At 66.0% G+C, this 13753-nt stretch carries 13 protein-coding genes; 8 read left to right on the top strand and 5 right to left on the bottom strand.

From position 1 onward, the window contains the following. Positions 1 to 3 precede the first annotated feature (3 nt). Entirely contained in the window at positions 4 to 1689 is a 1686-nt protein-coding gene (locus AC1DIM_RS15690) for an ABC-F family ATP-binding cassette domain-containing protein (protein ID WP_477711429.1), read from the bottom strand. Between the two features lie 261 nt (positions 1690 to 1950). Between AC1DIM_RS15690 and AC1DIM_RS15685 the strand changes: the two genes are divergently transcribed. From AC1DIM_RS15685 to AC1DIM_RS15660, 6 genes are all read left to right on the top strand, one after another. Then, on the top strand, positions 1951 to 3201 hold the full coding sequence (locus AC1DIM_RS15685; RefSeq protein WP_477711428.1) for an Nramp family divalent metal transporter: 1251 nt from the start codon (positions 1951 to 1953) through the stop codon (positions 3199 to 3201). Between the two features lie 100 nt (positions 3202 to 3301). Then, positions 3302 to 4063 carry a lysostaphin resistance A-like protein gene (locus AC1DIM_RS15680; RefSeq protein ID WP_477711427.1) on the top strand — a complete coding sequence of 254 codons (762 nt, stop codon included), beginning with the start codon at positions 3302 to 3304 and terminating at the stop codon, positions 4061 to 4063. Between the two features lie 87 nt (positions 4064 to 4150). After that, positions 4151 to 4591, top strand: a complete 441-nt coding sequence (locus AC1DIM_RS15675) for a VOC family protein (protein WP_477711426.1) — start codon at positions 4151 to 4153, stop codon at positions 4589 to 4591. A gap of 21 nt (positions 4592 to 4612) precedes the next feature. Then, positions 4613 to 5566: a 1,4-dihydroxy-2-naphthoyl-CoA synthase gene (locus AC1DIM_RS15670; RefSeq protein ID WP_477711425.1), complete on the top strand. Its 954-nt coding sequence runs from the start codon at positions 4613 to 4615 to the stop codon at positions 5564 to 5566. A 13-nt stretch (positions 5567 to 5579) separates the two neighbouring features. Continuing rightward, complete coding sequence (locus tag AC1DIM_RS15665) at positions 5580 to 6806, top strand: AMP-binding protein (protein ID WP_477711424.1); 1227 nt, start codon at positions 5580 to 5582, stop codon at positions 6804 to 6806. Between the two features lie 79 nt (positions 6807 to 6885). Next, positions 6886 to 7767 carry a 1,4-dihydroxy-2-naphthoate polyprenyltransferase gene (locus tag AC1DIM_RS15660; protein ID WP_477711423.1) on the top strand — a complete coding sequence of 294 codons (882 nt, stop codon included), beginning with the start codon at positions 6886 to 6888 and terminating at the stop codon, positions 7765 to 7767. A 57-nt stretch (positions 7768 to 7824) separates the two neighbouring features. Here AC1DIM_RS15660 and AC1DIM_RS15655 read toward each other — a convergent pair whose 3' ends face one another. Next, on the bottom strand, positions 7825 to 8139 hold the full coding sequence (locus tag AC1DIM_RS15655; protein ID WP_477711422.1) for a DUF4229 domain-containing protein: 315 nt from the start codon (positions 8137 to 8139) through the stop codon (positions 7825 to 7827). Positions 8140 to 8196: 57 nt separating this feature from the next. Between AC1DIM_RS15655 and AC1DIM_RS15650 the strand changes: the two genes are divergently transcribed. Both AC1DIM_RS15650 and AC1DIM_RS15645 read left to right on the top strand, forming a co-directional pair. Continuing rightward, positions 8197 to 8598 (top strand): PLD nuclease N-terminal domain-containing protein, encoded by a 402-nt coding sequence (locus tag AC1DIM_RS15650; protein WP_477711421.1) that lies wholly within the window; start codon positions 8197 to 8199, stop codon positions 8596 to 8598. 5 nt (positions 8599 to 8603) lie between these two features. Then, on the top strand, positions 8604 to 9197 hold the full coding sequence (locus AC1DIM_RS15645) for a hypothetical protein (RefSeq protein ID WP_477711420.1): 594 nt from the start codon (positions 8604 to 8606) through the stop codon (positions 9195 to 9197). A 7-nt stretch (positions 9198 to 9204) separates the two neighbouring features. Here AC1DIM_RS15645 and AC1DIM_RS15640 read toward each other — a convergent pair whose 3' ends face one another. From AC1DIM_RS15640 to AC1DIM_RS15630, 3 genes are read right to left on the bottom strand one after another with little or no spacing between them, the layout of a single operon-like run. Beyond that, entirely contained in the window at positions 9205 to 10698 is a 1494-nt protein-coding gene (locus AC1DIM_RS15640) for a dynamin family protein (RefSeq protein ID WP_477711419.1), read from the bottom strand. Next, complete coding sequence (locus AC1DIM_RS15635) at positions 10695 to 12617, bottom strand: dynamin family protein (protein ID WP_477711418.1); 1923 nt, start codon at positions 12615 to 12617, stop codon at positions 10695 to 10697. The genes AC1DIM_RS15640 and AC1DIM_RS15635 overlap by 4 nt, the downstream gene beginning before the upstream one ends. A gap of 46 nt (positions 12618 to 12663) precedes the next feature. Continuing rightward, a complete protein-coding gene (locus tag AC1DIM_RS15630) occupies positions 12664 to 13716 on the bottom strand; it encodes an IniB N-terminal domain-containing protein (RefSeq protein WP_477711417.1) in 1053 nt (350 codons plus the stop codon). Between the last annotated feature and the right edge of the window lie 37 nt (positions 13717 to 13753).

Here is a 13753-nt window from a genome sequence, read left to right as displayed (position 1 = left end):
CCCTCACACCCGGGCCAGCACACCTCGGTCCATCGAGTACCGGATCCAGCGTCCGGCGTCGTCAGTCCGCGATTGTTCGCTCTTCTTGGCGTTCCGGGCAAACCAGTCCCGGAGGGCACGGTCGTGGCTGACCATCACCAGGGTGCCGACAAAGTCTGCCAGCGCTTCCTCGAGCTGCTCCACCAGCACGGGCGCCAGGTGGTTAGTGGGTTCGTCCACGATCAGGGTGCTGAAGCCGCCCAGCAGCAGTCGGGCGAGGGCGAGCCGGCGCTGCTGGCCCGCGGACAGGCTGCCCACCGGGACGTGAAACTCGCTGGTGCGGAACAGGCCAAGGCGCAGGAGGGCCTCGGCATGTTCATCGATGTTGCCGCCCAGGCCTGCCACGAAGGCCGGCAGCAGTCGCAGCGAGGGCCGCTCAGGCAGTTCGAGCTCCTGCTGCAGGTAGCCGATGTGTGCCGGCCGGGTCACACTCCCCCCGGCTGGCACCAGCGTGCCTGCCAGCACGGAGAGCAGCGTGGACTTGCCGGCGCCGTTGGGACCGGTGATGAGGATCTTGTCACCGGTCCAGGCTTCGAAGTCCGTAGGGCGCAGGCGGCCGGGAACGCTCACGCCGCGGACTGAGAGCACCGCTGAGGGCTCAACCAGGCCAGCCGGCGTCGGCGCAGCTTCCTGGTCCACGGCCAGGTCCACGTTCAGGCGCAAGGGAACCGGCGGGCGGTCCACCGGGCTGGCCTCAAGCCGGCGGAGTCGTTCCTGGGCGTTGCGGACCTTGCTGGTGGCCGCCTTCTGCCAGGTGCCGGCTTTGAAGTCGAAGCCCATCTTGTCGCCGTCGCGCTTGCGGGCGTAGCCCATTTTCCCTGCCACGGTGTCCGCCTGCCGCTGTTCGGCCTCCATCGCGTCTATCCACTGGTGGTATTGCTGGACCCAGCGCTCGCGTTCGGCGGCCTTCTCGCGGAGGTACCCGTCATAGCCGTTGCCGTAGCGCGTCACGGCGCGGCGCTCGGCATCCACCTCGATGACGGTGCTGGCCACTTTGCGGAGCAGCACACGGTCGTGGGACACCACCACCACGGTGCCGCGGTGCGCAGCCAGGCGGTCCTCCAGCCATGCTGTGCCCCGGGCGTCCAGATGGTTGGTGGGCTCGTCCAGGAGCAGGATGTCCGCAGGATCGGCCAGGACACAGGCCAGCGCCACGCGTTCCTGTTCACCGCCGGAGAGCGAGCCCAGGAGCCGGTTTCGGTCCAGGCCGCCCAGGCCCAGCCGGTCCAGCGCGGCCTCCACCCTCGATTCCGCGGCGTAGCCTTCACGGAGCTGGTACTCGGTCTGCAGCCGGCCGTAGGTCTCCAGCTCCTCGTCCTCCGCGTCGGCCAGGCCTGCCTCCAGCCGGTCCAGCTCGGCCTCGAGGGCCCGCAGTGACGCCAGGGACGCATCGATGGCGCCACCCACGGTGAAGGATTCCGGCAGGCCGTGGGTCTGGGCGAGGTAGCCCACCCGGCCATGGCTGCCTGCGGTGCCTTCGTTGGGAGTCTCGAGCCCGGCCAGGATTCGGAGCAGCGTGGACTTTCCGGCCCCGTTCTCACCGACGATTGCCACGTGCTCACCGGCAGTGATGACCAGGCTGACGCCGTCAAGCAGGAGCCGGTCGCCGTAGCCATGGGAGACGCCGGAAAGGTTGAGGTGTTCAGTCACGAGAAGTCCTTGTGATTTTCCGCAGTATGACCGCCGGAGCTGCTGGAGGTTCAGACGAGGCTCGACGGCGGCGCTGGATTCGGGAGGGGGCAGTCCGGGCTGGCCGGGCTGGTGCTTAGGACTTCATCGATCCAGCCTGCCTTGGACGGGCGTACCAGGTCAATATGACATGCGGTACGGGACTCCGAAATAAATGTTTTCGGCATGCCTAAATTGGGCTATCTTGGTGGTATCAAATTGCCACCGATGACGAGGACCAGGATGGCTATTCCCACATTGCAGGCACGCTCCGCGGCGGGGCGGCGATGGTCGCGTCTGCTGCTGATGGGGCCTGCCTTTGTTGCTGCCATTGCCTACGTGGATCCCGGAAACGTTGCCGCCAACCTGACGGCGGGTGCCAGTTACGGGTACTTGCTGGTCTGGGTTCTGGTGGCGGCGAACGCGATGGCTGTTCTGGTGCAGTATCAGTCAGCGAAGCTAGGCCTGGCTACGGGCATGAGTCTTCCCGAGATTATGGGCAGGCGCCTGGCCAAGGGCCGCCGGCGGTTGTATTGGGCCCAGGCTGAAGTGGTGGCCGGGGCGACGGACATGGCCGAAGTTATTGGCGGTGCGGTGGCGCTGAACCTGCTCTTCGGGCTGCCCTTGTTGGCCGGTGGCCTCATCATCGGTCTTGCGTCGATGCTGCTGCTGGCACTGCAGTCCTCCCGCGGTCAAAAGTCTTTCGAGTACGCGATACTGATCCTTCTGGGCGTGATCGCGGTAGGTTTCGTGTCGGGGCTTTTCGTGAATCCACCGGACGCGGGAAGTGCTTTGAATGGCCTGATTCCCCGCTTTGAGGGAACGGATACGGTCCTCCTCGCGGCCAGCATGCTCGGGGCAACAGTGATGCCGCACGCCATCTATCTGCATTCGGCGCTGGCCCGGGACAGGCATGGCTTCTCGGAGGATCCTGCCGTCCGGACACGGCTTATACGGGCTACGCGATTCGACGTTGCCGGGGCCCTGATGCTCGCCGGGATAGTCAATATCGCCATGCTCCTGCTGGCCGCGTCCAGCCTTCGCGGCATCGAAGGGACGGATACCATTGCCGGTGCTCACGCTGCCGTCACCTCGGCTTTGGGCCCGGTCATTGGTGTGGCGTTCGCGATCGGGCTGCTGGCTTCGGGACTGGCCTCAACATCGGTCGGCTGCTACGCGGGGGCCACCATCATGGGCGGGCTCCTCAGGGTCCGGGTGCCGCTGCTAACCCGCCGTGTGATCACCCTGATCCCGGCACTGGTGGTCCTCGGGGCCGGGATCGAGCCGACTCTGGCCCTGGTCCTGAGCCAGGTCCTGCTCAGCTTCGGCATCCCCTTCGCGCTGATCCCGCTGATCCGGCTCACCGGGAAGCGCGACGTCATGGGCATCCACACGGATTCAATGCCGTTGAAGATCGCGGGCTGGACCAGCGCAGCGCTGATTGTTGTCCTGAACTGCGTGCTGATCGTCCTCACCATCACGGGCCAAACCTGACGCACCCTCGTTGCTCTATCACTTATGGTCCCTTTGCCCCGTGAATGGCGACCAAAGGTGATAGAGCAACTCGGGGGAAGTGGCGGGATAGGCTGAACCCATGGCTACAATCCACCGGCGACCACCGGCTCCGCAGCCGGAGCTCTACCGGTTTTCCGCCCTCGACTTCACCACCGTGGGCCTGTACGTGGCCGTGGCCGGACTGTTCGCCGTCGCGGGTGAACTGCTCGCCCCGCTCCTGCGGCAACTGGCACCCAGCCCCGCAGCGGCGTCCTACGGAGTGAACCTGCTCTTCTACGGGTCCGTCGGAATCCTGGCGGTGATTTCCGCCCGCAGGGTAACCAGCCGGGACCTGCGCGTGCTGGCCACCCGGCCCTGGTTCACCCTCATGATGGTCCCCGCCGCGGTGATAGCCATGATGATTCTCACCGCACTGGTGGTCTCGGCGGCCGGCGGGGTGCAGACCTCCGCCAACCAGGCCGAGCTGCAGGACCTGATGCAGCAGGTTCCGGCCTGGCTGATGGTGCCCGTGGTGGTGATCGTGGGCCCGTTTGTGGAGGAGTACATCTTCCGGCACCTCCTGATCGGCAAACTCAGCCGCCGGCTCAATATCTGGCTGTGCTGCGCCCTGTCCGCGGTGCTGTTCGCTGCCCTTCACATCGTGGGCCAGGAAGCGATCACGCTGCCTGCCTTGCTGCCCTACCTGGCCATGGGCGCCACCCTGGTTTTTGTGTATGTGTGGACCGGAAAAAACCTGATGTTCTCCTACTTTGTGCACGCGGCGAAGAACCTGCTCGCGGTCATTTTCATCTACGCCATCCCGCCCGAACTCTTCGAGCAGCTTCAGCAGGCACAGCCCTGACCACCGGCCAACCCAACCAACGCGTTGCTGCGGGGAGGGGGCACCCTCCCCTAGCCGCCGTGCCGCCGTCCCGCGTAGGTTGGGGGGATGGGACTGAAGATCCAGATGGTGGTGGACAGCAAGAACCCGCACGAGCTCGCTGACTGGTGGGCGGAAACCCTGGACTGGGCCGTGGAACCGCAGGATGAGGCCTTCATCCGCTCCATGATCAGCCAGGGCTACGCCACGGAAGAGGAGACCCTCACCCACCGCGGCAAACTGGTATGGCGGACAGGGCAGGCCATCCGGCCGCCGGAGGAACTCGACGCAAAGGCACCTGCCCACCGGGTCCTGTTCCAGGCCGTCCCGGAAGGAAAAACCGTCAAGAACCGCGTCCATTGGGACGTCCGCCTGGACGGCCGGGACAAGGAAGAAGTCCGGAAGCAACTGGAGGCCCGCGGGGCCACTTTCCTCTGGTCCGCCAACGAAGGCCCGCACGGATGGCACACCATGGCCGATCCCGAAGGCAACGAGTTCTGCATCAGCTGACCCGATTACTAGACTTGTCCGGTGAGCAACCAAATTCCCGCCAAGGTGTCCGACGTCTTTAACCCCACCCGCTGGCGCACCGTGTCCGGCTTCGACGACTTCCAGGACATGACCTACCACCGGCAGGTGGAACGCGCCGCAGACGGCACCGTAACAAGGGACCTGCCCACCGTCCGGATCGCGTTCAACCGGCCCGAAGTCCGCAACGCCTTCCGCCCCGGCACCGTGGACGAGTTGTACCGCGCCATGGATCACGCCCGGATGACGCCGGATGTCGCCACGGTCCTGCTCACCGGCAACGGCCCCTCCCCCAAGGACGGCGGCCACTCCTTCTGCTCCGGCGGTGACCAGCGGATCCGCGGCCGTGACGGGTACCGCTATGCCGACGGCGAGACCCAGGAAACCATCGACCCCGCCCGCGCGGGCCGCCTCCACATCCTGGAAGTCCAGCGGCTCATGCGCACCATGCCCAAGGTGGTCATCGCCGTCGTGAACGGCTGGGCAGCCGGCGGCGGGCATTCCCTGCACGTGGTCTCCGACCTCACCATCGCCTCCCGCCAGCACGGCAAGTTCAAGCAGACGGACGCCACGGTGGGAAGTTTCGACGCCGGCTACGGCTCCGCGCTGCTGGCCCGCCAGATCGGCCAGAAGTCGGCCCGGGAAATCTTCTTCCTCGCCCGTGAGTACTCCGCCGAGGACATGGTCCGCATGGGCGCCGTGAACGAGGCCGTGGACCACGAACGCCTGGAGGAAGTGGCCCTGGAATACGCCGCGGACATCGCCCGCCAGTCCCCCCAGGCCATCCGCATGCTCAAGTTCGCGTTCAACCTCGCCGACGACGGCCTGGCCGGCCAGCAGGTCTTCGCCGGCGAAGCCACCCGCCTCGCCTACATGACGGACGAAGCCGTGGAGGGGAAGGAAGCCTTCCTGGAGAAACGCGACCCGGACTGGTCCCGCTTCCCGCACTACTTCTAAGGCAGGACGGCACATGAACATTGGACGCCAGAACATCGGGCCCCTGGACATCGAACCGGCGCTCACGGCACTGGCCGCCGCCCTCCGCGGTGAGGGACCCGCCGTCGAACTTTCCGTGAACCCGGACGGCGAGCTCGTGGTGGGGCACACGGAAACCCCCGGCTGCGATGACGCCGTGGCGGTGGTCAGGACGTCGGGCTCGACCGGGGCGCCCAAGGCCACGGTCCTGACCGTTGAAGCGCTGGCGGCCTCCTCCATGGCCACCGCGCTGGCCCTCCAGGGCGAGGGCCAGTGGCTCCTGGCGCTGCCGGTGCAGTTCGTGGCCGGGGTGCAGGTCCTGGTGCGCTCGCTGTTCGCCGGCACTCGGCCGTGGGTCATGGACATGTCCGGCGGTTTCACGCCCGCAGCATTCACGGCCGGGGCCCTGGAACTGACCGACCGCCTCCGCTTCACGTCGCTGGTGCCCACCCAGCTGCAGCGCCTTCTTGAATCGCCCTCGCCCGATACCCTCGCCGTCCTGCGCCGCTTCGACGGCATCCTGCTGGGCGGTGCACCGGCGTCGGCCGCCCTGCTCGAGGCGGCCCGTGAGGCCGGCGTCCGGGTCACCACAACCTACGGCTCCGCGGAAACTTGCGGCGGCTGCGTGTACGACGGCGTGCCGCTCACCGGTGTGGAGGTCCGGTTAGCGCAGGACGGGCGCATCCTGCTGGGCGGCGACACCATCGCCGCCGGCTATCTCGACGCGCCCGAGAGCACGGACACGTTCTACGAGGAAGACGGCGTCCGCTGGTACCGCACCAACGACCTTGGCACGCTCGACGGGAACGGCCGGCTCACCGTGCTGGGCCGCGCTGACGACGTCATCATCACTGGCGGCGTCAAGGTCTCTGCCGCGCACGTGCAGGAAGAGCTGGAAAAGTCCGACGGCGTCGCGGCGGCTTTTGTGGCCGGCGTTCCGTCCGCGGAATGGGGCCAGGCCGTGGCCGCCTTTGTGGCGCTGGCCGGCGGCAGCGCTCCGCCCGGCGCCTTGTCCAGCGCGGGCGGGTCCGGCGCGGGCGGTGACGGCGCCTCCCCCACCGGGGATCACGCCGTCGTGCTTGAACAGGACTGGCACCAGCGGCTGGGCCTGCTGGCACCGAAAACCGTGCTGGCCGCGCCGGAGCTGCTGATGCTCCCCAACGGCAAGCCGGACCGCCTGGCCATGATCGAGAAACTCAACGCCCTGCACCAGGGAAAGTAGAGTAGAGCTGCACCGGCTGCCCCCGCGGCCGGTGCGCGCCGTTTCACCGTTTTCCCCCCAACCCAGCGAGGTACTCACCGTGGCCACAGCCGCACAATGGATCCAGGGCGCCCGCCTCCGCACTTTGCCGGCCGCCATCGCCCCCGTGCTGATCGGCACCGCCGCGGCGTACGAGCTGAATTCGTTCCGTCCCGTCAACGCCATCCTGGCCGCCCTGGTGGCACTGCTCCTGCAGATCGGCGTGAACTACGCGAACGACTATTCCGACGGCGTCCGCGGCACCGACGAGGACCGTGTGGGCCCGCTGCGGCTGGTGGGTTCCGGCGTTGCCCGGCCGGAACACGTCAAGTACGCGGCGTTCGGTACCTTCGCCCTGGCCATGGTGTTCGGCCTCGCCCTGGTGGTGATCACCCAGAGCTGGTGGCTGATCCTGGTGGGGATCGGCTGCGTGATGGCCGCGTGGGGCTACACCGGCGGCAAGAACCCCTACGGCTACATGGGCCTGGGCGACGTTTTTGTGTTTGTCTTCTTCGGCCTGGTGGCAACCCTCGGCACCACCTACACGCAGGCCGGGCAGATCAGCCTTTCGGCCGTCATCGGCGCGATCGGCACGGGGCTGATCGCGTGCGCCCTGCTGATGGCCAACAACGTCCGCGACATCCCCACGGACATCCAGGCCGGCAAGAAAACCCTCGCAGTGCGTCTGGGTGACAAGCACGCCCGCGAAAGCTATGTGCTGATGCTTGCCGTGGCCATCCTGCTGGTGGTGATCCTGGCACCAGGACGGCCGTGGATCCTGATCGTGCTGCTCCTCATCCCGGCCTGCCTGATGCCGGCCTGGCTGATGATCAACGGCCGCAAGCGCAAGAGCCTGATTCCGGTGCTCAAGCAGACCGGCCTGATCAACCTTGGCTACAGCCTGCTGTTCTCACTGGGACTGGTCCTCAGCCACGGCTTCTGAGCCGTCCACCTGCCGCGCGGAGGACCGCGCGGCGCGACCGACCGCGGCGATCCGGGCTCAGGCGTCGGGAGTCTTGGGTGTGCTGGAGCGGATGGTGACATCCGGGTTGGCGTCGAGGAGGCTGTCCTCAGCGTCTGCGTCAGCAACCTCGCCGGCGCTGCGCAACGGCTTGGCTTTCCCGGAGAACCGTTGGTGCAGGGAGGCGGTCGCGTCGTCGCGCTGCTTCTGGAAGAACAGGTAGCTGACAGCAAAGGCAATCAGCCCCGCACAGATCACTGACAGCACTGCCCCCAACTGCAGGAACATGAACAACACAAAGAGCGGCGCAAACAGCGCCAGCCGGATCAGGGAGTATTTCAGGAAAGCCACCATCCAAGTTTAGCCGCCCCGCCTGAACGCCAGCCGCCTGCGGACGATAGACTTAATGGCATGCTCTTCCGTGTGGTTCTGGCCGTCGCAGTACTCGTCATCTTTGTGTATGGACTGGTGGACGTGATCCGCACTGACGCCCGTTCGACCCGCGGCATCTCGAAGCCCGCGTGGATCATCGTGATGATTGTCCTGCCGGTGATCGGCGCCATCCTCTGGCTCCTGATCGGCCGTCCCGGGACCACGGCTCCGGTACGCCGGCAGTACAGCGGGCCTACCGCTCCGGATGACGATCCCGATTTCCTCCGGAACCTGGAGCTGCGCCGGCGGAAACAGGCCGAAGCGGCGCGCCTCAAAAAGCTCAAGGACGAACTGGAGTCAAAGGGCGACGCCGGCCCTGCCGGCACCGGACCCGACGGTTCGGGAGACGCAGACACCCATGACACCGGTGACGTGAAGTAGGACCCATGCCCCAACACCCCGACGGAGACGACCAACTGCCGGTTGCCCCCGCCGGGGCTGCCACGCCCCCTCCCCCACCGCGGCCCGGCCTGTCCTACGCCGCACCGGCGCCGATCATTGTCATTCCGCCCGCGCCGCGCAGCATCAGCGTGGCGCGGGGCCTCTGGCTGCTCAGCCTGGTTGCCGGATCAGCGGTCGTCGTCGGCTCCTTCCTTACCCGCACCTCCCACCTGGAGCGGCTCCGCACTGTGGTGGACAAGATGGCCCCTGGCGGGAACGCCGACGCCGTGACCACGTCCACAGCCATTGTTTTCTGGGGCAGCCTCAGCGCCCTGCTACTGCTGATCCTCCTCCAGGCGGCGTTCCTTGCGGCCGTCTCCGGACGCCGGAGTTGGGCCCGCTGGATGATGATCCCCCTGCTGGCCGGTCAGGTGGCGGTGATGGCGGTTGCCGCAGCCTTCCTCGTTCCCGAGGGCGACGCCGGCACTTACGTTGTGCTCCTGTGGGGCGCCCAGTTGCTTCTGGGCTGCATGGGCCTGGTGGCGCTGTTCATGCCGTCCGCCGGCAGGTGGTTCACGTCGGGACGTAACCGCCCCTAGCCTCCGGTCAGGCGGGCTGCCGGTGCCGGTGCGGCCCGGCAGGCCCGGCCAGAACACCTTCGCAGCTGCGCACCACAACGCGGCAGACGTCGAGTGCTGACCGGTCCGTCAGGGGATTCTCGGCCACCAGCCGCCAGCGGTGCAGGATCTGGTGGGCCGCTGCGGTGATGTCCTCAGGTGAGGCTTCCAGTTGCAGGCCGACGCGAACGTGGGCTGCCACACCCGCACCCCCAATGAGCCGTTCTGCTTCAGCCGCCAGTTCGTGCCCGAGCGTGACGCCGGTGGTGCGCAGCGTGGCGAGGAGGCGTAGCTCGCGAAACTCGTGGGCGTTGATCTGCAGGCGCTCCAGCGCCGCGGCAAGATGTCCTGTTCCTTCCCGCGGAGAGTTTCGGAGCAGTGTGTCCACACCCACCAGGGCTGTCCGTGCCTTCAGGGCGTCGGCGCGGGCGTGGAACTGACCTGCCAGCATGGAAAGCAGCGGGTCCAGTCCGCTCCGCCGGGCAAGCTCGTGCGCCAGCGGGGTGGGATCCGTGAAGCCGGCCCGGAACAGGACGACGCCCAGCCGGATCCCGAACAGCCCAAAACGCTCCAACAGCTGCTCCCGCGCCTCTGCGGTGAGCCCTTCCGGATCGGTGGAGCGCAGGAACCTGTCCGCGGAAAGCATCAGCCGTTCCCGGTCCGCGCGGTCCATTGCGGCGAGCAGGGCCAGCGACTCGTAGTCTGACTGGCGCATGCTCCGGGCACTCTGGGCTAAGAGGCCGGCCACCGGGACCACCCCCAATGCCAGCTTGCGCAGGCCGGGGTCCCGGCGGTACCGGTCTGCAATGTCTCCCGCGGAGATCATTGAATCGATCCGTCCTGCTCCGATCTCGTCGGCACGGGACAGGACAGCCACGGCGTTTACGGTGCCGGAGCGGCCCGCCTCGGTGTCCTTAAAGGACTCCAAAAACCTGAGATCGGCGGCATGCATATGCCGCATCAGGTAGACAATGGCGTCGGCTTCTGAGGGAGAGTCGGCCGGCGTGAGGAAACTGATGGACCGGGCGGAAACGTCCTCGGACAGCGAGGCGATTCCGGGAGTATCAATGAGCGTGACGTTCCGAAGAGTCTCCGACGGCCATTCCACGACGAGGCGGTCCACGTCTTCTGACCGGTCCGCGCCCAAATCAAAAACGAGCCGTCCCTTGACCCGCTTGAGGGGAAGCAGGCGCGGGTCTCCCGTGACTGGGTACAGCGTGATGCGGGGCGAGTGGGCGAACCGGTACCACGTCACAATGCGGGTGCACTCGCCGGTGTCGGTAGGGGCGATCTCCTCCCCGATGATGGCATTGAGCAGGGTCGATTTCCCCGCCTTCACCATTCCGGCCACGGCGATCCGCAATGGTTCGGCCAGTCTGGCGGCGTACCCTTCCAAAGCCGCGACGGCAGCGGGATCATCACTGTAGACGGCGAGTGCCTCCTTAATCAGTTCCGCCACCCCAGAGACGGTTGGCGCCTTCATCCGGCCGCCACCACCGCCGGCGCCCCTCCGGGCGTGGTTGCTGGCCCGCGTCCGCTGCTTACCGGCTCCGGCTCCACCAGCCCCGTGGCTGCTTGCTGCAGTGCGTCCACACGCTTGAGCCCTGCTTTGATGTCCCGGATGCGTACGTCCTTTTCGAGCGTGTACGTGGTGGCCGCTTTCTGCGCGGCTGCCACGGAGTCGGAAAGCGTGCGGTGATGCTCCTGGGCAATTTCGGTGAAGTGGTCACGGGTGACGCGCTGGACCAGCCGGAGCCTGTCTTTGAGCTGTTTTCCGACCTGGAACACGACATCGTCCAGCTGGCGCCGGACCAGTGCTTTGGCTTCTGCCTGACGGCGCTTGAGCCTGGCTTCCTTGTCCTCCCGGTATGCCTTGCGTCCCAGGAGTAGACCGGCGCCGACGGACAACGGATTGATCAGGGCCATCCCGAAGAGCCCCGTCAGGAGGCCGAACATCAGGACACCGCCGTAGGAGCCCCGCATGCCGACGAGGACTTTCTGCATCGAGTTGATGCGCCCGTCGTCCAGCCCGGGCATGTCATCCACGGGATCCAGCGCGTCCCCGGTGTCGGAGATGCGCAGCACTGGAAGCGCCACCTCGTCTTCGGAGAAGTGCTCGGCAACCTGGCCCGACAGCCACTGCGCCCGTTCACTTGTCCAGACAAAGGTGTCTGAAATGGCGGAAGCGGCGCACTCTTCGAGCCATTTTGTGAACGCGGTCCACGTTGGCCCCGGATCGCCCTGGTCAATGGCCGCCTCAGCCTCGCGCTGGATCCGCCGCAACCGGTCACGCAGGTCGTACTCCATATCGGCAATCAGGTCGCCGATGCCATCATTGAGCGTGATCTGCCACCGGGCGGACCTCTTGCGGAGGTCATCCGCTTCCAGTTTTGCCGCCTCCAGGCTGGCGATCATTGCGGGTGTCCCTTGCGGGTCCTCCAGCGCGGCCAGTTCTGACTGGAGGGAAAGCCGAAGGTTATCCGCGACAGAAAGCAGATCCTGGCTCACTGAGCGCCGCTGAATCCCTTCGGCCTTGCCCACAATTTCTGTCCGGAGGTGGCCGATCAGGCCGGGGAAGCCTGATTCGTTGTTCAGTTCCCCGTCCTGCTGCCGCGCGGCTTCGAGCCGGAGATCCGAGGACACCGGAAACAGCGGGATCTCCGGAGACACCTGGGAGAGGTGTCCGCGGTCAAGCTCGGCAACCCGGCGCCACTCCGGATACAAATCCGTTTTGGACAAAACTCCCACGACGCTTGGCGTGATCCGCATGGCTTGCCGGAGGAACCGGACTTCGGGCTCGGTGTATTCCTGAGACGCATCCGAGACGAGCAACATGGCATCTGCAGTCGGCAACGCCGTCAGGGTGGTCAGAGTGTGGGTCGATCCCAGGCCACCGACCCCGGGCGAATCTACGACTGTCAGGCCGCCGGCCAGCACCCTGCGAGGCAGGAATACCTCGGCGGCAACCAGTTTCTTGGCATTGCCGGGATTCCCGCGTTCGGAGACGTACGCTGCCAGGTCGGCAATATTGATGGGTAGGCGCTCCAGGGCTTCTTCATCACTGTGGTCCGCATCCCCACGCGGCAGGAGGACAGATGCCGACGCCGGATCACCGTGCCGGACAACCGTAGGCACCGACGTGGCGATGTCGTCATCGACAGGGCAGACCGGCGCGTTGACAAGAGCGTTGATCAGCTTGCTTTTCCCCTGCTTGAATTCGCCCACCACGATCACACGGATGCTGGGATCGCTCAGCCTGCGAAGGGTCTGGTCGAGCCGTTTGCGCAGATCGGCGCGCTCGCCCTCGCTGACGATTTCGATGCCCTGTTCAACAAGTTTGACCAGTTGCGCCGCCGTAGCGGGCGCCGTCTGCTTCGCGGTTCCTGAGGGGTCTACCGTCATTGCTGGATCCTCCGGTCGTTGCGATTGAACCACAGCCAGGACCTGGTTAGGAGACTGCCGCGTCGCCCCCGGCCAGGGCCGGGTTATGTTCGATCCCGGAGTTGTCCTGGAACGAGTCAACAACCGCGAGCGAGTGGTCAGAATTATCCTGGAACGAATCCGCCACCGCGAGCGAGTGGTCAGAGTTGTCCTGGAACGAATCCGTCACTGCAAGCGAATGGTCAGAGTTGTCCTGGAACGAGTCCGCAATGGCCAGCGAGTTGTCGGTGCTGGTGTTGCCGACGTTGTTTAGGTTGTTCTCCGTGTTGCCCACATCCCGCACGTCAACCGAGTGGTCGGAATGATCCGAGTTGTCCGAGTTGTCAACGCGGTTGTCGGAGCTATCCGAGTTGTCCGAATGGTCCGAGTGGTCGGAATTGTCGTTGTACGAATCGGCAACGTCGATGTCCACGTCGGTGTTGAAGGCATCACTAATGTCCGTGTGGGTGTTGCCGACGCTGGCGTCCCGCCCTGCGTTGACGGAGTTGTCCGTGGAGCTGTCGTTGGAGTTGTCGGTGTTGTAGGAGTCCCTGATGTTGTTGGCGTCCTTCATGTGCACATCATCGCCGGCAGCCACTGCCCGGTCACCGGACGCGATAACGGCGTGGTTGTCGAAATACTGGGTGATATCGCCGTGGGCCCAAATGTTTTGGTTGACGGACTGGTCGGTGATGGTGTCCCGGTCATCGATCGACGTGGTGTAGGAGTAGTTGTTCACCACGTTGTGGAGCTGCTGGACAGCGTGTAAATGGTCCCAGTGTTCCCCACTGTCCCCGTGGCCGCCGGACGGAGGAGGCGTGACCGCGACGGCGCCCCCACCGCCGGTTGCAGCGGCGTTGCCGCCGGTGTTGTAGGCGCGGTCGAAGGAGGACGCGTTGACGGTAATGGGGGCGAAGTCCAGAATGACAGGCATTGCCGCGTCAACATCCGCGGAGCAGACGCCGCCCAGCCCGGCGTGGTCCAGGGCGCGCTCGGGATCGTCCAGGAACTCCCGCGCCGCCTCTTGGTTTCCGAAAAGGCTCATGAGGAACTGGACGAGGTCGTTTGCGAGTGTAGGCATTTGATGGTCCTCAAGTCTGCGCTGAGTTGTGGGTAGC

Source organism: Pseudarthrobacter sp. 01T43 (assembly GCF_056398665.1).
Note: the sequence above shows the minus strand (reverse complement) of the source record. Positions and strands in the feature narration are given on the sequence as shown.